The sequence below is a fragment of the Natronosalvus halobius genome, assembly GCF_024138145.1.
GTDB classification, from domain to species: domain Archaea; phylum Halobacteriota; class Halobacteria; order Halobacteriales; family Natrialbaceae; genus Natronosalvus; species Natronosalvus halobius.
The window spans coordinates 3,070,753-3,088,922 of the sequence record NZ_CP099997.1 but is presented as its reverse complement, the minus strand read 5'-3'; the positions used below and the strand labels follow the sequence as shown (position 1 = coordinate 3,088,922).

Sequence of the window (18,170 nt, the reverse complement as noted above, 5' to 3'; positions counted from 1 at the left end):
GGTGGATGCAAAAATCGAGAGAAGGGGGTATCGAGCGATTACAGGTAGGTGATCGCCGGCGGCAACTCGAGCTTCATGCCCTTGCGCTCGCGAATCTCCATGATCGTCTCGCGCTGGAGCGAGTCGGCCATGACGTCGAAGCCGGCGTTCTCGGTGTTCCATGCCGCACGACCCTCGGTGGCCGAGCGGATGTCACTCGAGAAGCCGATCATCTCCTCGACTGGCGCGACGCCTTCGACGACCATGAGGTCACCCTCCTGGTACATGTCGTCGACCTGGCCACGGCGGCCCTGGATCTCGCCGGAGGCAGCGCCCATGTGCTCGTTGGGCACGTCGATCCGGACGTCCTGCATCGGCTCGAGCAGCTTGATGTGAGCGTCGATCAGCGACTTGTGGACGGCCTCCCGCGTCGCGGGGATGACCTGTGCCGGACCACGGTGGATGGTGTCCTCGTGGAGCTTCGCGTCGTGCAGTCGGATCAGGGTTCCCTGGACTGGCTCGGCGGCCAGCGGCCCGTTGTCGAGAGCGTCCTCGAGCCCCTCGATGACGAGCTCCATCGTCTCGTTCAGGTGCTGGATACCCTTCGTGTCGTCGATGAGGATGTTCGTCCCGTGGATGTGCTCGACGTTCTGGGAGGTGTCCTTGTCGAGGCCGGCCTCCTGGAGCGCTTCACGGCGCTCGAGTTCGGGCATGTCCATCGACGCTTCGCCGAGTTGAATCGTCTCGACCAGTTCCTGGGTCAGCGGCTCGGCGGAGATGTAAAAGCGGTTGTGGCGGTTGGGCGAGATGCCCTCGACCGTGTCGCTCGGTCGCTGGACGGCCTCGCGGTAGACGACGATCGGTTCGCCGGTGTTGACCGGGATGCCCTGGTTGGCCTCGATACGCTGGGTGATGACCTCGAGGTGAAGCTCACCCTGCCCGGAGATCAGGTGCTCGCCGGTGTCCTCGTTGATCGTAATCTGAATCGTGGGGTCTTCCTTCGAGACCTGGCGAAGCGTTTCGATGAGCTTGGGGAGGTCGTCCATCGTCTTCGCCTCGACCGCCTTCGTGATGACGGGCTCGGAGATGTGCTCGATGGACTCGAACGGCGTCATATCGATGCTCGAGACGGTCGAGCCGGCGATAGCGTCGCGCAGGCCGGTGACCGCGGCGATGTTCCCCGCGGGAACGTTCTCCACTTCCTCGCGCTCGCCGCCCATGTAGATGCCAACGGACTGGACGCGGTTCTTGCCCGCAGTGCCCGATACGTACAGCTCCTGGCCCTTTTCGAGGGTGCCCGAGAAGACGCGCCCGGAGGCAATCTCCCCGGCGTGAGGGTCCATGGAGATGTCGGTGACCATGAAGACGACCTCGCCGGATTCGTCGACGAAACGCATCGTCTCGGCGAGTTCGGACTCGGAGTCGCCGCGCCAGATCCGAGGGATACGACGGGGTTGAGCGTCGACCGGGTTCGGGAAGTGCTCACAGACCATGTCCAGCACGACGTCCGAGAGCGGTGTCCGCTCGTGGAGTTCCTGGCGCTCGTCGTTGCGCTCGAGTTCCATGATGTCTCCGAAGTCCATGCCGGTGCGCTGCATCGACGGCATCGAGACGCCCCACTTGTAGAGGGCGGACCCGAAGCCGACGGTGCCTTCTTCGACGGAGACGGACCAGTCGTCGACGTCGTCCATCTCCTCGGTCATGCCGCGGATGAGGTCGTTGACGTCCTGGATGACCGAGAGGAGACGCTCTTGCATCTCCTGGGGGCCTTCCTGTAGTTCGGAGATCAGGCGGTCCACCTTGTTGATGAACAGCGCGGGCTTGACGCCCTCGCGGAGTGCCTGCCGCAGGACCGTTTCGGTCTGGGGCATGGCACCCTCGACGGCGTCGACGACGACGAGCGCACCGTCGACGGCGCGCATCGCGCGGGTGACGTCGCCACCGAAGTCGACGTGGCCCGGCGTGTCGATGAGGTTGATGAGGTGGTTCGTGTCCTCGTACTCGTGAGTCATCGAGACGTTCGCCGCGTCGATGGTGATCCCACGTTCCTGCTCGTCTTCCTCCGTGTCCATCGCGAGCTGCTGGCCGGCAGTATCATCGGAGATCATACCGGCGCCCGCGAGGAGGTTGTCGGAGAGAGTCGTTTTCCCGTGGTCGACGTGAGCGGCGATGGCGATGTTCCGGATGTTCTCCGGTTCGTCCATCAGCCGTTCACACTCCTGGACGATCTTTTTGCGTCGGCCCATATACCCACCTGTACCGGTAGCGGGGTCAAAAGGGTGCTGTTTCGTCTCGGCGGGAACAGGCCCCAAGACCGCCTCGAGACTCGAATTGGCCAATTTGCGTGAGAGAATAGCAAGCATTGAACGCCAGGGGTTCGACCGACGGCCGACGAACACCGGCGTAAGAGCCATAGGCGCCCGACCCCTGTTACGGACACACATGGATTTGCGCATACAGGGACCGGGACCTGCCGCACCGTTTCTCAGCGCCCAGGACCTGTTCGAAACCGAGTGTGACCTCTCACTCCCCGTCTACGTCCACCTGCGTGACGACCCCGACGAGCGAACCTGGGCCGCCCATCACGACGACCGGCACGTGCTCAACATCTCGAGGCAGGCCGCATCCTCGGCGATGGCGCGCGAGCTGGCACTCCACGAGTTCGCCCACATGGCCCGTCACGAGCAGGATCACCCTTCACACGTCCAGTCGACGAAGGAGGCCCTCTACCTCGCGCTGGCCGGGCAACGCGTCGAGCAGTACAAACTCTCACACTGCTACCAGATCGCCAACCACATGAAAGACATCTACGCCGACGACATCACGCTCTCGGTCGGCCCCGGGGAAAAGCTACTGGCGTTCCTGGAGTCCTCGCTCGCGACTGCCCTCCGTGATCGACCGGAGACGCCCCCTGGGACGAATCCGGGCGTCGAACGGCTCTCCCCCGCCGCCGATCCCGATATTACCGCCGTCAACGCGGCCTTTGCGCTCGCACTCGCCGAGCGACACGACCTGCTCGAGGCCGACCACCGCCTGTACGACCTCGCCCACGTGGCAGCGATGGACGCCCCGCAGATCGACTTCGAGGCGTTCCGGCGGCGATTCCGAGAACTCAGCCAGGATCCCGACCCGAGCACCTACCGGCAGGTGCTCGTCGAAACCACTCGGTCGTACGTCGGCGAGGGGACTCGAGCGGCAGATTGAACGGCGCGCGAACACCGCCGATTGGCCGTGCCTCCCGCTCGAGACGTGCCGCTTCGACCCAAACGCTTAATGTTCGATACTTCATAGATGCGGAACATACTACTGATGTTTTCGGGGAAGGATTGTCGTAATGGGACGACGGAGCGCGCATTCGCCGACGAACTGTCCCGGTTGAAACGACGAGGGGCGAGCGTCCTCGTGACCGGTGTCGTACAGGCCGACCAGCGACAGGTGATCGCTCGCCGATTGCTCGGAACGGCCCCCGAGGAAATCCGGAAGCGCATCGTGATTTCGACGCCTGGCACGGAGTTCGACATCGACCGCCTGGTCGACGACGTAGATTCCGGGAACGCCGAAATCGTCAGTTACCAGGGAACGGCCCGCAGCGTCTCGGCGGAGACGGCGGGGACAGCGGGGACAACAGAGACAGCAAAAACGACAGAGGCAGCCGGGACCAAAACTCCCTCGACACCATCGACACCAGGCGCCAAAGCACCAGTGACGACGGCCGAAACCCTCGGCGACGTCGGCATCGCCGTCTCGAGCGCCATCGAACGATTCGAACGCAACGGCGACCTCGAACCCGGCGTACTCCGCGTCGGCATCGACTCGCTCGTGCCATTCCTTGAGGAGTACGGCAGGGAAGCCGTATTCCAGTACCTGCACTTGCTCAACGGACGGACTCGAGCCGCCGGCGGCATCGCCCACTACCACCTCCCGATCGAACGCGACTCGAGTACCGTCTCGATCCTCACCCCCCTGTTCGACGTCGTCGTCGAACTTCGAGAACGAAACGGCATCGTCCAGGAGCGATGGTCGCTCACAGAGAGCGACCTCTCCACCGGCTGGGTACCGATAACCCAGTGAGCAAGACGCGTCGAGGCGCCGGTCGGGTGTCCCATCCTGGACGGGGCCGACTTCAGAGATTACTGAGATGAAGCCGACATTCGAAGCAGTCGATGGCGGGCTCGAGATTATCGATCGGATAGAGCGCCATCGCTACCGGTTGACGACCCACGAGTCGGTGTCGCCGGAGCCGGTCAGCGACGATTGTTTACAGTATCCGGTCGATTCGGCCGTCGAAATCGAAATCGAGAGCGTCACGCTACCGACGAACGACCTCGTGTACGTCCGGGACGAGACAGGTGCGATGGTCCACGAGGTTCGACCGGGTGAACAGCAAATACTTCCAGAAGGGGCGTACACTCTCGATCTCTCGACACCGTTCAAGATCTACCTTCATTTTAAAAGTTCGATGCATATCTACGCAGATAGTCAACAAACACACATCACTCTTGACGATGCAACCCGAGTGATCGTCGGCGCCCGTTCTTCACACACGCGCCCTGCAGGGACGATTATTACGACAGAAGAGCCGGCAGACCTCATGGAAGCAGTTACGGCCTTCGGGTCAGCGTTAAAAACCACCACTCCCGAACGATCCTATCCAACGCTCAGAGGACATCCACCAGCGCTTGAAATCGGAGAGACGTTATCGATTCCAGACGAGTTTGACCGCCCGGAAACCGGAATACGAATCGAGATTCCGCCGAGTCTCGAGAACGTATATGTTATAGCTCCACTCGCATACTATCTCGGAGCGGAGGTCACCTCCGGAGATGCATCGAGGATATCGACCGATGCCGGGCTATCCTATTCACTAACCAGTGACGGTGGTTTCGAAGAAACTGCTGAACGGTTACTCAAGCAGATCTTCTTCCTCGACTGTATCGTCCGTACCGAAGGGATGACTCCCGTACCGTTACACGAACGGCAGGCGATCGAATCGTCCCTTCCATTCGACTTAGAACAGGTGTACGAACAGCCCCTCTCCAAACAACTCGAGGAATATCTCTCGACGCCGTTTTCGACGATCGAACCAGTCATCCCCGAGTGGCGTCTCGAAGCCCATTTGAAGCCGACATCAGAGAGCATTACGTTCCTCCCCTTTATCGCGAACGATCTCGCAATCATTCAGATACAGCAAACCGATAGTGCTTCGCCAGAAGCCCCCGCACAGCGTGAAGCGATCCAAGAGTTTACACGGGGTGTGAGTACCTCTCGAGGTGCCGAGGAGCACGACATTCGCGATCAGGGACTGGACATACCAACAATTGAACAGCATTGGGAAACTGATGACTCGACGACTTTGATAAGTACAACACCCCTGTCCGCGTTTACTCACAGTATCGGACGAGAGCCGCGAGAGGATCCTATCGAGATCAAAGTCGTCTGTAACGACTCAGAGATGAAAGATGAACTCGAGACTGTAAACGGGATATACGGTAATCGCGACGAACTCCCGTTCAACGTGGCCGAGTACTATTCTCTGACGATGGACGAACTCAGAGAATTATTGGCCAAAGAGAGCGATTTTGTACATTACATCGGCCATATCGATCGGGAGGGGTTCCAGTGCTCGGACGGCAAATTATCGGGAACGACGCTCGAGGAAGTCGGCACAAAAGCATTCTTGCTCAATGCGTGTCAGTCACGCGACCAAGGGCTTCATCTGGTCGAAGCCGGAAGTTCTGGAGGGATTGTCACGCTCGGCGACGTAATCAATAGCGGTGCAATTCGCATGGGTAGCATGATCGCTAGAGTGCTAAATCGAGGCTACCCGCTCTATGCTGCACTCGACGTGGCACGAAGAAAGACACTTGTGGGACAACAGTATCGAATGGTCGGAAACGGATTAATCTCTATAGCGCAGTCAGAGACTGGTGCCCCGACTATTGGGAGAATTACCCAAAAAGATTCGAAAACAATGATTGCACTCGATACGTACGAGACAACCGAATTACCAAAAGGTACGATAGTTGTTCCGTATCTCGACTCGAACGACTCTTATTTTCTTACTGCAGCAACTGCAGGACCATTCCCAGTAACGAAGCAGGAGCTCAACCGGTTTCTTCAGTTAGAAGACATCCCAATTCTATACGAAGGCGAAATTCAGTGGAGTGAAACGTTCTCCATTGACGATTAAGGTCCAGTGTAAGCGCCGTTGTTCCCCGCCGCAACCGTTCCCGCCTGGGACAGCAACAGCATTGCCGTGAACAGGACGCCGATCATTCGTGGGTGGTTCTTCAGGTAGTCGCTAAGTTCCGTCATAGTACATCCAATCCATGGTACCGACACGTAATGAATTTATTTTAAGAAATCACACACAGAATACATGGGAAAATCTGATAGTATAAATAGTTAAACAACGATTTGATATAGAAAAAGGGGACTGCGTCGGGGTGGCCAGAAAATCGGCGGAAAATAATCGTTACTCGCTGAGTAACCGACGAAGCGCCCGGTCGAACCCGTCGCGCGAGAACTCACCTCTGATCGAATCCGCCCGCTCTCGCCACTCGTGTAGGTCAGCCACCACCTGCTCGTATCGCTCGTCGACGTCGACACCCGCCTCGCGTTCGTTCTCGAGCAACGCCCGCTCCGTCGCGAGTCGAAAGTACTCACTCATCGCCTCCTGGTAGGCGTGCTGGAGAACCAGTCGATCGATCGTCGATCGGAGTTTCTCGGCCGAGACGGGCGTCACCAGATACTCGTCAGCGCCGCGGTCGATGGGGTCGTCCGTCGGGACGTCGCTCGTGACCACGAGAATGGGCGTCGATGGCGCGTTCTGGCTGAGCGCATCGAGAACCCCTCTGGGGTCTGGACTCTCGAGTTCCCAGTCGACGAGGATGACGTCGTCGCCCGCCTCGAGCTGATCCAGGATCGATCGATCGAAGTCGATACGGCGAACGTCGTACACCGCGGAGAGGGCCTCAGTATCCGACACGACCTGAGAAACGTCGTGGTGAACGGCGAAAACACGAGGTGACGTAATAGACAACACAGTTAGTACGTAGAATCCACGTGCAAGGATTATAAATCTGACTCGCCTCGCCTGCAAGTGCAAGCAAACCGGTCCGAGAAGGTTGGTATCTGTCGAGGCGGGCTCGATCGACGTACGCTGTCCGGACCAGCAGTATCACTCTCGAGGTCGAATTCGAGGATACCGAGTAACGAACGTCGAGTGCGCTCGAGGAGGTGCCCGATAGATGGAGAGTCAATTGGAGGTCGACAGTTGGTAGTCGGTGTCAGTGATCGACAGCAGCCAGCCAGCAGTCAGTAGTCGACAGGCAGCGATCAGCAGTCGACAGCTGACAACGGGCCGAAACCGAGAAAAACGCAAACGTAAACGTAAACGAAACGCGGTTATCTCGCCGCAGCCGCGACGCGTTCTTTCTCCTCTTTCTGGTTGATCGCGTACGCCTGGACGTCGTAGTTCGACGCCCCAATGAGCTGGCTGGCGAGCGCTTCCGAAGCCGACGTCGGCGACTTGAACGAGGCACTGTAAGCACCCTCGGCGATGAACTTCAGGGCCTGGTCGACGCGGCGCTGGGGCGCGACGTCGACGGCCTTCGGGACCGAGATACCGCCGTACTTGAGGCGGACGGTCTCCTCACGTGGCGCCGCGTTCTCGACGGCGGTGACGAGGACCTGGACGGGGTTCTCCTCGGTGCGGTCGTTGACGATTTCGAACGCATCGCGAATGATCTTCAGCGTCTGCTGTTTCTTGCCCGTGTTCTCCTCGGTCTGCATGAGTCGGTTGGCCAGTCGCTCGACGATGGAGAGTTCGGACTTCTTGAACTGCTTGCTCGCGTGGCGACCCGCCGTGTGCGCGATGGGCGTCACCGACAGGTAGCGCTCGGTCGAGGGGTCGTTGTACTGGATTTCGGAGACGTCCCACGTGCCAAAGAGCTTGGTAGTGAGGTCGCTGCCGCCAGCGGGGGCGTCGGGTTCGGGTTGTTCTTGCTCGCTCATGTTATCGCACCGGTTTCTCCGCGTTGCCGCGAACCAGTTCGAGCATGGCGACGCCGTTGACCTTGTCGACCTTGTAGTTGACGCCGGAGAGGTCACCCATGGCACGACCCTTCGCGCCACCGATACCGGCGATGGTGACCTCGTCGTGTTCGTCGATGAACGAGATTGCCCCGTCGCCAGGACAGAAGGCCGTGACCTGCTTGCCGTTCTTGATCAGCTGGACACGGACGCACTTCCGGATGGCCGAGTTGGGCTGTTTTGCTTCGATGCCGACCTTTTCGAGGACGATACCGCGAGCCTGGGGCGCACCCTCGAGGGGGTCCGATTTCTCGCGCAGGCCGCGTGCTCGGCGCGCGTAGTCAGAGTCGGACCACCGCTGGTTCTGGCGGTCCTTCTTGAGTTTGCGCGCGGCGTATTTGCCGTTTGCCATGCCGATGGCTATCCGACGAAGGCACTTAAGCATCCCCTTTTGCTTCCGAGAGAAACGCCTCGAGAGCGCTTTATCGAGCCTCCTCGAGAGATCTGAGGGCGTTTCGCAGTCTCGAGTTACGGCCACAGCACGGTTTATCGTCCCTCGGCGTCACTGAGGCGCCGTCACTCGAGATCGAACGCCGTCCGAGCACAATCTTCTCAGTACTGAGACCGAGCGCGAGGGCGAACGTCCCAGCATCGGGCGCTCAGGCTAACTGCACGTCGTCGATTCCGAAGTGACGGTTGGCGAGCGTTCGTGCGTCCTCGATCCGCTGGCCACCCGTCCCAATCGCCACCCCGCGGTCGTCCTCGGGCACCTCGACGTAGGCGACCGTCGTGTCGTTCTCGCTGATCGTGACGTTGCGGATCGCTGCGGGCGCTAGCGCGTTCGCCACGAAGGCTTCGGGGTCGCTCGAGCCCTCGACCAGCCGCACGGATCGCCCCGTTCGGCGCTCGAACTGCTGGACGTGCTGCCCGCGGGCGCCGACTGCCTGCCCCATCGTCCCCGCAGGGACGACGATCACCAGGCGGTCCTCGAAGACGAGACAGTCCTGGCCGGAGATGCCTGAGACGTCCTCGAAACGGGCAATGAACTGGCGTGCGTCGTCCTCGAGGGTGATGGTCATCTTGGTATATGACGTCTAGAAAACGAGCGGTATGTCAGTCCGCCCGATTCGGCGACGACCCCATCCGCAGGTCGACGTCACCGGTACCGAGCTTGATCGGCTTGCCGACGATAACGTTCTCGGTGACGCCGTCGAGTTCGTCGATCTCGCCGTGGATGGCCGCGTTGAGCAGGTGGTTAACCGTCACCTCGAACGCCGCGCGGGCGAGCACGGAATCCTTCGAACCCGAGATGCCGTGACGACCGATGGACTCGATGGTCCCCTCGTTGGTCATCATGTCGGCGACCAGCATCAGGTGGCGAACGTTCACGTCGTCGAGCCCCTGCTCGGCCAGCGTGTTGTTCGTCTCCTCGATGATCGCCTCCCGAGCGGCCTCGATACCGAGGTTTCGGTGAATCTCGTGAATGTTGTTACAGGTTGTCCGCGAAGCGTCGACGCCCTCGATCGAGAGCACGTCGCCAAAGGCCGACCCCTCGGTGTAGAGGACGAACTCCTCGCGCTCCTCGACGCCGTCGTCGGTCTCGACCTCGAGGTCCTCCCGGCGGATGACGACCCGCGAGATGTCCTCGATCCCCTTGAACGTGATGTCCCGAAGCTCCTCGACCAGCTGGAGGAGGTCCCGGTAGGACGGCTCCTCGGGGCCGAACTCGATCTGGGTCCCCTGCTGGGTCGTCTGCACGCCCAGAGAGTCTTCGATGATCTCGGCAACCTCCTCGGCCGTGATGAGTCGTTCCTCGAGCGTGTCCTGATTCAGATCGATCTGGACGCGCATGTCGGCGACGTTCGTCGACACGTCACCCAGCGCGAGGATCTTCGTCGCCTCGATGTTCCAGACGACCTCGTGGGCCTTCTCGCGCTCGGTCGCGTACTCCTCTGTGAGGTGGACCTGCATCGTCGGCGTGTCCGGCGTCTTCCGGGCGTCGACGAGTTCGATCAGTCGGGGCAGTCCCTGGGTGACGTCGATCTCGGCGACCCCCGCGTAGTGGAACGTGTTCATCGTCAGCTGCGTCCCGGGCTCCCCGATGGACTGGGCGCTGACGGTCCCAACGGGGTCGAGCGGATCGACGCGCGTCTCGACGTACTCGGTCTCGACGGCGCTGACGATATCCTGGGCCTGCTCGATCGTCACGTCCCCCTTGTCCTCGAGCACCGCGTAGACGCGATCCTTGAGCCGTCGCGGGAGTTCGCTATCCTCGACGATGACGACAGCGTCGTCGTCGACGTCGTAGTCCTGGACGAAGACGTTCTCGGTCTTAGTCATCCGAGCTCACCCCCTCTGGCTCGACAACTCGACGGCTGTCGGCGTGTTCCGAGAGGTTGGTCTCGATCCGCTTGCCCGAGAGGAACGCCTCGCGCTCGGCCTCAGAGTCGAACTCCTCGTCGAGCACCGTTTCGGCGATGCCCTCGACGTCGACGTCGTGGTCGTCGTCGTAGGCCACCTGGACCGGCGATGTGCCGTCCTCGCCGAACTCGAACTGCACGATGGTGTCGCCTGTGTCCCGGACGGTGCCGTCGTACTGGGCCTCGAGTTCCGAGAGCGCGTTGATCAGCCGACGCTGGAGGTAGCCGGACTTCGAGGTCCGGACTGCCGTGTCGACCAGACCCTCGCGGCCACCCATCGCGTGGAAGAAGAACTCCCGCGGGTCCAGGCCGACCGTGTAGGAACTCTCGACGAAACCGTGAGCCTCCGCGGAGAGGTCGTTTTGCTGGTAGTGGCTCAGGGTGCGGTTCTCGTAGCCGCGGTTGATCCGCTCGCCACGAACTGCCTGCTGGCCGACACAGCCGGCCATCTGGGTCAAGTTGAGCATCGACCCACGCGCTCCGGACTCGGCCATGACGACCGCGGGGTTGTCGCCCTCGAAGTGCTCCTCGGCGATGTTCCCCGCGTTGTCACGCGCCCGCGAGAGCGTCTGCATGATCTTCATCTCGAGCGTCTCGTCGAGCGTCCGCCCGGGCAGGCTCTCGAGTTCGCCGCGCTCGTATGCCTCGATGAGTTCCGCGACGCGATCGTAGGCCTCCTCGATCGTCTCGTCGATGCGCGCTTCGGCCTCGGCCGGAATCGTCTCGTCGTCGATCCCGATCGAGAACCCGAAGTGCATGATCGCCCGCATCGCGAGCGTCGAGAGTTCGTTGATGAAGACGCGCGAGCGAGTGTTCCCGTACTGCTTCGTGATCGCGTCGACGATCTCGCCGCCGAACTCGCCGACCTCGTCCTCGGCGATGGTTCCCGAGACGAGTTGACCGTCCTCGATGACGACGTCGTCGCCGACCGTCCCCGTGAACTCGAGGTTCATGTCGTCGGGCAGGAGTTCGGAGAACACGTCCCGGCCAGTCCAGAACGGTTCGTCCTCATCGTCGATGCCGCTGGGTTCGGGCAGTTCGTCGATCCGGGTCGCCCGGAGCAAGTCGAGCGCCTGCGTCTCGTTGAACCGGGGGTTGTCCTTCGTCAGGAGGTACGTCCCGGAGATGTGGTCCTGGATCGCCCCGATGATGTTCTTCCCGAAGCGGGGACTCAGGATCTGTTCTTGCACGCGCATGAGGACGCGCGCCTCCGCGCGGGCCTCCTCGTTCTGCAGGGCGTGCATGTTCATCTCGTCGCCGTCAAAGTCCGCGTTGTACGGCGGACAGACGACGGTGTTGAGTCGGAACGTCTTGTACGGCATGACCACGACCTCGTGGGCCATGATCGACATCCGGTGGAGCGACGGCTGGCGGTTGAAGATGACGATGTCGCCGTCGATCAGGTGCCGGTTGACCTCCCATCCTGGACCGATCGTCTGGGAACTCTCGAGTTCACCTTCTTCGGACAGCCCCGCGAGCGCCTCGCAGTTCTTCTCGGTTACCTTGAGCCGGCGGCCGTCCGGCCGTCGCACGTAGTTCGCGCCGGGGTGGCTGTTCGGCCCGTTGGCGACGTAGCGTCGAGCTTCCTCTAGGTTACGCTCGGTGACGAGCATGGTCTGGGTCATCTCCGTCGCCACGCGGTCGGGGACGCCGACTTCGTTGAGGCTCAGGGTGGGGTCGGGGGAGATGACGGTCCGGGCCGAGAAGTTGACGCGCTTCCCGGACAGCGAACCGCGGAACCGGCCTTCCTTCCCCTTTAGCCGCTGGGAGAGGGTCTTCAGAGGCCGTCCGGAGCGGTGTCGCGCCGGCGGCGTTCCCGAGATCTCGTTGTCCATGAACGTCGTAACGTGGTACTGAAGCAGTTCCCACAGGTCCTCGATGATCAGCTGGGGCGCACCAGCCTCGCGGTTCTCCATGAACCGCTGGTTGATCCGGATGATGTCGACCAGTTTGTGGGTGAGGTCGTCCTCGCTACGCTGGCCGTTGTCCAGCGTGATCGACGGGCGAGCGGTGACCGGCGGTACCGGCAGCACCGTCAGGATCATCCACTCGGGTCGGGACCGCTCGGCGTCGATACCGAGTACCTCGAGGTCCTCGTCCGGGATCGCCTCGAACCAGTCGCGGATATCCGAGGGCATCAGCTTGTTCGTGTCCTCTTCGGTCAGGTCGATGTCGAGAGCCTTCTCGATCGCCTTGCGCTGATCCTCGCGCGGACGGAACGAACCCGACAGAATCTCGTTGATGCGGGTGAGTTCGATATCCGTCTTCTCTGCGAGTTCGTCGGGCGTCGTTCGGTCGATGCCCTCCTCTTCGTTGCCCTGCATCGCACCGGCGATACGCTGGGAGTACTCGCTCGTGAGAACCTGCTGGACCTCGTAGTACGTGGTCGGCTTCTCGTGGTCGATGTCGTACTGGATTTCGGCACAGAACGGACACCGATCCTTCTTTCGTGCCTGCCGAATCGCCGCCTTCGTCACGTCGTTCAGGTCGTGACCCAGCTTTCGGTACTCCGTGATCTGGTCGCGAAACTCCTGGCGCTCGTCCTCGGTGAGCAAGAGCTTCGAACACTCACGGCAGGTTCCCCGGAGCAGTCGCCGGATGAGTTTGGTGAAACCGACGTGGATCACCGGCGCCGCGAGTTCGATGTGGCCGAAGTGGCCGTTACACGACCCCGAGTGCTTCCCGCAGGTCTTGCACTCGAGTCCGGGGTCGATGACGCCCAGTCTGGGGTCCATCAACCCCATGTCGATGGGGAAACCGTCGTCGTCGTAGGTGTCGGCGGTGATGATCTTCGTCGCGCTCATCTCCCGGTACTCTTCGGGCTCCATGAGCCCGAAGTTGATCGATCCGATGTCTTTGGGTGTGCTGTGTTGCATGTGTTAGACGGCGTCCTCCAGTTCGAGTCGCGGGGCGATGCCGAGGGCCTTCATCTCGTCGAGCAGCAGTTTGAACGCGTAGCTCATCTCGATCTCGTGGATGTCGGTCTCCTCGTCGCAGTTCGGGCAGTACACCCGGCGTTGCTCGACGTTCTCGACCGCGCTCATCCCGCAATTGCCACAGATGTGGATGAATTCGCGGTCAGACTCATCGAGCAGGCGTTCCTTGAGCGTCATGGCCGCGCCGTGGCCGATGAACACGTCGCGCTCCATCTCCCCGATACGCAGCCCACCCTCGCGGGCACGCCCTTCGGTGGGCTGGCGGGTGAGTACCTGCACCGGCCCGCGCGAACGGGCGTGCAGTTTGTTCGAGACCATGTGGTAGAGTTTCTGGTAGAAAATGACGCCAACGAAGATTTCGGCCTCGATCTTCTCGCCGGTCACGCCCGAGTACATGACCTCCTTGCCCGCGGAGTTGAAGCCGGCTTCCTCGAGTCCGCCGCGGAGTTCGTCCTCGTCCTCGCCGAGGAACGGCGTGCCGTCGACACGACGGCCCTCCATCGCGCCGAGTTTGCCGCCGATCATCTCGAGAATGTGTCCGACGGTCATCCGCGACGGCAGGGCGTGGGGGTTGACGACCAGGTCGGGAACGACGCCCTCCTCGGTGAAGGGCATGTCCTCCTGGGGCGCCAGGTGACCGACGACCCCCTTCTGGCCGTGGCGGCTGGCGAACTTGTCCCCGAGTTCGGGGATTCGTTCGTCGCGCACCGAGACCTTCGACAGTTTCGAGCCGTCCTCGCCCTCCATCAGGGTGACGGTGTCGACGACGCCCGACTCGCCCGAGCGCATGGTGACTGACGTCTCCCGGCGTTTCTGGGGCGAGAGCCCGCCCATGTCGTCGGGTTCCTCGAGGAACCGCGGTGGGCTCGTTTTGCCCAGCAAGACGGAGTTCTCGTCGACGTTCGTCTCGGGGTTGACGAGGCCGTCCTCGTCCAGGTGGGTGTAGGCCTCCTCACCGCGAGCGCCGCGGACGTCCTGACTCGGAATCTCGAAGCGGTCCTCCTGGCCACCCGGGTAGCGCCGTTCCTCGCCCTCGTAGGTCCGGAAGAAGTGCGACCGGGCGAGCGCTCGTTCCACGGAGGCCTTGTTCATAACCAGCGCGTCCTCGATGTTGAACCCCTCGTAGCTCATGACGGCGACGACGAAGTTCTGGGCGGCGGGGCGCTCGTCGAACCCGATCTGTTCGGTCGTCTGGGTCTTGACCATCGACAGCTGCGGGTAGTGCAGCAGGTGCTGGCGCGTGTCCGGCCGGATTCGGTAGTTCGCGCTGGGCAGGCCCAGCGACTGCTTGACCATCCCTGCCCCCATCGTAATTCGCGGGCTCGCGTTGTGCTCGGGGTACGGAATCATTCCCGCACCGATCCCGAAGATCAGCGAGGGATCGATCTCGAGGTGGGTGTGATCGTCGTTCAGATCGTCCTCGTCGACCGCGACGTAGATGTCCTCTTCTTCCTCGGCGTCGATGAACTCGATGTAGCCGTGGTCGACGAGGTCCTCGAACTCGAGATCGCCGTCACGAAGGGCCTCGATCTCGGCGTCCGAGATACGGGGTTCGCCGTCCTGGACGACCAGCAGGGGACGACGAGCGCGGCCCGCGTCGGCGTTGACGATGACCTCGCGCGTGCGCTCTTTCACCGAGACGTTGACCATCTCGCTGACGTCGCCGATGCGTCGGGCTTCGCGAATCTGTTCGGCCAGTTCCTCCGGGTCTGGGTGCGTACCCACCAGCGACCCGTTGACGTACACCTTGGCTTCTCGTTGTTGGCTACTCATGTGTTAGTCGTCCGCACTCGTTGTCGTTCGTTCGACGCCCTCGATGCCGGGGATGCCCTCGACACCCATCGACGCCAGTTCGCGTTTCAGGTCCTGTTCGTCCTCGACGTGCTGGGAGAGTTCCATCGCCTGCGCGAAGTTCTTCACCAGCCCACAGTTCGGCCCCTCCGGCGTCTCGGAGGGACAGATTCGGCCCCACTGGGTCGCGTGCAGGTCCCGCGCTTCGAAGTGTGGCTGTGAGCGCGAGAGCGGGCTCCGCAGCCGGCGCAGGTGGCTCAGGACGCCCATGAAGTCGGTTCGGTCGACGAGCTGTGAGACGCCGGACCGGCCGCCGACCCAGTTCCCCGTCGCGATGGGGTGTTCGAGTCGCTCGGTCAGGACGTCAGAGCGCACGACGGTGTTGACCGACAGGTTCCGGTTTCGCATGTTCGCGCGCTCAAGCTGGTACTTCACGTCGCGTGCCAGCTTGTTCAGCGCCGTCCGGAACAGGTCGCGCATCAAGTCGCCGCTGACTTTCAGCCGCTTGTTCGCGTAGTGGTCCTTGTCGTCGGATTCGCGCCGGTTGAGCGCGAGTTCGAAACACGCCTCGGCCATCCGGCAGAGGTAGTGGGCCTTGTTGATTCGGACGTCCTCCTCCTCGACACCTTCCTCGTGGAGGTGAGGCAGGAGGTAGCGGTCGATCACGTAGTTCGCCCGCTTGAGCTGGTAGTTCTTGCCCTGACCGGAGGCGACGCGCTTGCCCAGCGCCTCGATAGCCTCCTCTTTCGTCTGTACCTCCGCCTCCTCGAGGTTCTCGAGCATGTACTTGACGACCTCGGGGTCGTTCGAGACCTTGTGGACGATCTCCTCGTCGGACTCGAGACCCAGCGCGCGCACGAGGGTGACGAAGTTGATCGAGCCCGATACCGAGGGGAACGAGACCTCGAGCAGGCCGTTCCGGGTCCGCTCACACAGCACCAGGGCGCGGTAGCCACGGCGCTGACTGAAGGTTTTGGCGACCTGAATCTCGTCGCCGTACTTCGTGTCGTACTCGGCGAGAATCTTGTTCGGCGCGAGGTCCTCGCTGGTCATCAACACGCGCTCGGAGCCGTTGACGATGAAGTAGCCGCCTGGGTCGGCGGGGTCCTCACCGATTTCGATGAGTTCCTGGTCGGAAAAGCCCGCGATGTTACACTTCTCGGAGCCCACCATGATCGGCATCCGGCCGATCTTCGTCTCCGTCGAGTCGACGACGCGCTCGTCGCCCTCCTCGCCCTTGACGATGCTCATCTCCATGAAGACGGGCGCGGAGTAGGTGATGTTGCGCAGGCGGGCCTCCTGCGGGTAGAGCAGTTCCTCGGACCCGTCGGCCTCGCGAACCCGGGGCGTGACGACGCGTACGTCTCCGAGATCGACGCGGACGGGCTCCTCGCCCTCCTTGTCGCCGATGTCCGTGTCGATGGTTGCCTTCTCGTCGACTACCTCCTGCATCCCTCGCGTGAGGAAGGAGTTGAACGAGCGGTAGTGGTGCTCGGCCAGTCGTTCTTTCGAAAAATACTCCCGCGAGATGTCTCGTCTGAGTGTTCGGTCCAGTTCCATTTATTCCACCACAAGTCGATAGACGACGGCCTGGTCCGTCGTTCGCGAGTTTCGCACAATTTTGATGACGTCCCCGACCTCGGCTTCGTCGGGCAGCGCCTTGTCCGTGCGTTTGATCTTCGGCAAGTCTGTACGGTCGATGTCGTACTCGTCGAGCACGTCCTCGAGTACCGCTTCGTCGAGGATTGTGTGCTCGGGCACGAGTTCGTGTTGGCTTACGTCTACCATGTGTTGTTGGTCCGGCCTACCGGGGGAGAAGCGGCTGTCACGAGATACTACAGGGACGTATTGCTGGAAGGCATTTAACGGTTACTAAGTTGCCCCACAGGCACGGCTAGTCGGCCCGCCGGCCATCACCCGTCGCCGGCGGCGTCACATACCAGTACGTACCACACGTATTGATTAAATCCTTTGCGGAGAATTGGCAACCGTTCGTCAGGAAGTTCGCTTAGCCGTTCGATAGCTAGTCTGGCTCGAGGTTTCGGTTGTCTCGAGCGATTCAAACAGCGTCGAAAATCCAGAAATCGTGTTGCGTCCCGGCCTACCAAACCGTCACCGATTGGAAAGCCTTAATACTGCGACCGGGAAACGAAGAGATGCAGGGTGCCCGGGTGGTGTAGTGGCCCATCATACGACCCTGTCACGGTCGTGACGCGGGTTCAAATCCCGCCTCGGGCGCTTTTCGAGGAACTAACCGACGAGCGGAGCGATTCGGCGTGCTTCGAGAACCACAGCGAGACGAATCGACTCGTACCCAGACGGTTGTTTTGCGGCCAGGCCTCGAGCGTATAGCGACGGGCCGGCCTGTAAGGAAACCGAGGCGGTCGGCCTACCCGTAGAAATCTCACACAGTCCAGGAGTTTTTGTACGAAAACGGGACCAGACCTCGCGTGAATACGAAGCAAACAGGAGACGAGACTGAAGCGACGATCCTGGCGGCACTGATCGCTATGGGCCACTCGGTGTCGATTCCGTTCGGAGACAACGACAAATACGACCTCCTGCTCGATACCGGTACTCGTATACTCCGGGTGCAGTGCAAAACCGGCTGGGTCGAAGGCGACGTCATTCGATTCAAGACGGCCAGCAAGACGACGGTCGACGGAACTGACACGGTCGTCGACTACGACGACACGATCGACGGGTTCGCCGTTCGGTGCCGAGAGACCGACGAGTTGTACTGGGTCCCGATGGAAGACGCCGGAAAGAAGAGCACCTATCTCCGAATTGTGGAACCCGAGATAGAGCATCCGTCGACGAAACGGGAGTCGGACTATCGACTCGAGAAGCGACTGTGAGTCCTCCAGAGAGGGGGACCAATGCTAATTATTTAGTACACTCCAGTTTACGTCTCGATAATGAGTACCGTCGCTCCTCGAGCCAGCACGAGTCACCCGGTTGGGGCTGACGCTGTGGAGCCGTCACCTCGAGACGCAGAGCGTGGTCCAAC

At 61.5% G+C, this 18,170-nt stretch carries 15 protein-coding genes and 1 tRNA gene; 5 read left to right on the top strand and 11 right to left on the bottom strand.

Translation table 11 applies throughout. The features are described 5' to 3' along the window. Positions 1-38: 38 nt before the first annotated feature. A complete protein-coding gene (locus NGM15_RS15040) occupies positions 39-2,225 on the bottom strand; it encodes an elongation factor EF-2 (RefSeq protein WP_253432662.1) in 2,187 nt (728 codons plus the stop codon). Between the two features lie 196 nt (positions 2,226-2,421). Between NGM15_RS15040 and NGM15_RS15035 the strand changes: the two genes are divergently transcribed. The 3 genes from NGM15_RS15035 to NGM15_RS15025 all read left to right on the top strand — a co-directional run bounded on the left by NGM15_RS15035 (position 2,422) and on the right by NGM15_RS15025 (position 6,169). Then, on the top strand, positions 2,422-3,183 hold the full coding sequence (locus NGM15_RS15035) for a DUF5781 family protein (RefSeq protein ID WP_253432659.1): 762 nt from the start codon (positions 2,422-2,424) through the stop codon (positions 3,181-3,183). Between the two features lie 87 nt (positions 3,184-3,270). After that, positions 3,271-4,050 carry a DUF7504 family protein gene (locus NGM15_RS15030; protein ID WP_253432656.1) on the top strand — a complete coding sequence of 260 codons (780 nt, stop codon included), beginning with the start codon at positions 3,271-3,273 and terminating at the stop codon, positions 4,048-4,050. Positions 4,051-4,117: 67 nt separating this feature from the next. Beyond that, on the top strand, positions 4,118-6,169 hold the full coding sequence (locus NGM15_RS15025) for a CHAT domain-containing protein (protein ID WP_253432654.1): 2,052 nt from the start codon (positions 4,118-4,120) through the stop codon (positions 6,167-6,169). Here the strand turns inward: NGM15_RS15025 and NGM15_RS18755 are convergent. The 10 genes from NGM15_RS18755 to NGM15_RS14980 form a co-directional block, all read right to left on the bottom strand. Next, positions 6,166-6,294, bottom strand: a complete 129-nt coding sequence (locus NGM15_RS18755) for a DUF7503 family protein (protein WP_256498875.1) — start codon at positions 6,292-6,294, stop codon at positions 6,166-6,168. The two genes, NGM15_RS15025 and NGM15_RS18755, sit on opposite strands and share 4 nt — an antisense overlap. A gap of 160 nt (positions 6,295-6,454) precedes the next feature. Beyond that, positions 6,455-6,967 (bottom strand): HalX domain-containing protein, encoded by a 513-nt coding sequence (locus tag NGM15_RS15020; RefSeq protein ID WP_253432652.1) that lies wholly within the window; start codon positions 6,965-6,967, stop codon positions 6,455-6,457. A 419-nt stretch (positions 6,968-7,386) separates the two neighbouring features. After that, entirely contained in the window at positions 7,387-7,995 is a 609-nt protein-coding gene (locus tag NGM15_RS15015; RefSeq protein WP_253432649.1) for a 30S ribosomal protein S7, read from the bottom strand. 1 nt (position 7,996) lies between these two features. Continuing rightward, the gene (locus NGM15_RS15010; RefSeq protein WP_253432648.1) at positions 7,997-8,425 is read right to left on the bottom strand and encodes a 30S ribosomal protein S12; all 429 of its coding nucleotides are present in this window, start codon (positions 8,423-8,425) and stop codon (positions 7,997-7,999) included. A gap of 247 nt (positions 8,426-8,672) precedes the next feature. Continuing rightward, entirely contained in the window at positions 8,673-9,092 is a 420-nt protein-coding gene (locus NGM15_RS15005) for a NusA-like transcription termination signal-binding factor (RefSeq protein ID WP_253432645.1), read from the bottom strand. A 34-nt stretch (positions 9,093-9,126) separates the two neighbouring features. Continuing rightward, positions 9,127-10,353 (bottom strand): DNA-directed RNA polymerase subunit A'', encoded by a 1,227-nt coding sequence (rpoA2, locus tag NGM15_RS15000; RefSeq protein ID WP_253432642.1) that lies wholly within the window; start codon positions 10,351-10,353, stop codon positions 9,127-9,129. Further along, a complete protein-coding gene (locus NGM15_RS14995; protein WP_253432640.1) occupies positions 10,346-13,309 on the bottom strand; it encodes a DNA-directed RNA polymerase subunit A' in 2,964 nt (987 codons plus the stop codon). The genes rpoA2 and NGM15_RS14995 overlap by 8 nt, the downstream gene beginning before the upstream one ends. Positions 13,310-13,312: 3 nt before the next feature. Next, positions 13,313-15,142, bottom strand: coding sequence for a DNA-directed RNA polymerase subunit B (rpoB, locus tag NGM15_RS14990; RefSeq protein WP_253432637.1), 1,830 nt, complete (start codon positions 15,140-15,142; stop codon positions 13,313-13,315). Positions 15,143-15,145: 3 nt separating this feature from the next. Then, positions 15,146-16,720 carry a DNA-directed RNA polymerase subunit B'' gene (locus tag NGM15_RS14985; RefSeq protein ID WP_253432635.1) on the bottom strand — a complete coding sequence of 525 codons (1,575 nt, stop codon included), beginning with the start codon at positions 16,718-16,720 and terminating at the stop codon, positions 15,146-15,148. Then, a complete protein-coding gene (locus NGM15_RS14980) occupies positions 16,721-16,948 on the bottom strand; it encodes a DNA-directed RNA polymerase subunit H (protein ID WP_253432632.1) in 228 nt (75 codons plus the stop codon). Positions 16,949-17,325: 377 nt separating this feature from the next. On the opposite strand from NGM15_RS14980, the gene NGM15_RS14975 reads away from it, so the two are divergent. Together NGM15_RS14975 and NGM15_RS14970 are read left to right on the top strand one after the other, a co-directional pair. Next, positions 17,326-17,398: transfer RNA gene (locus tag NGM15_RS14975), tRNA-Asp, on the top strand. A 212-nt stretch (positions 17,399-17,610) separates the two neighbouring features. Beyond that, on the top strand, positions 17,611-18,018 hold the full coding sequence (locus NGM15_RS14970; protein WP_253432630.1) for a group I intron-associated PD-(D/E)XK endonuclease: 408 nt from the start codon (positions 17,611-17,613) through the stop codon (positions 18,016-18,018). Positions 18,019-18,170 lie beyond the last annotated feature (152 nt).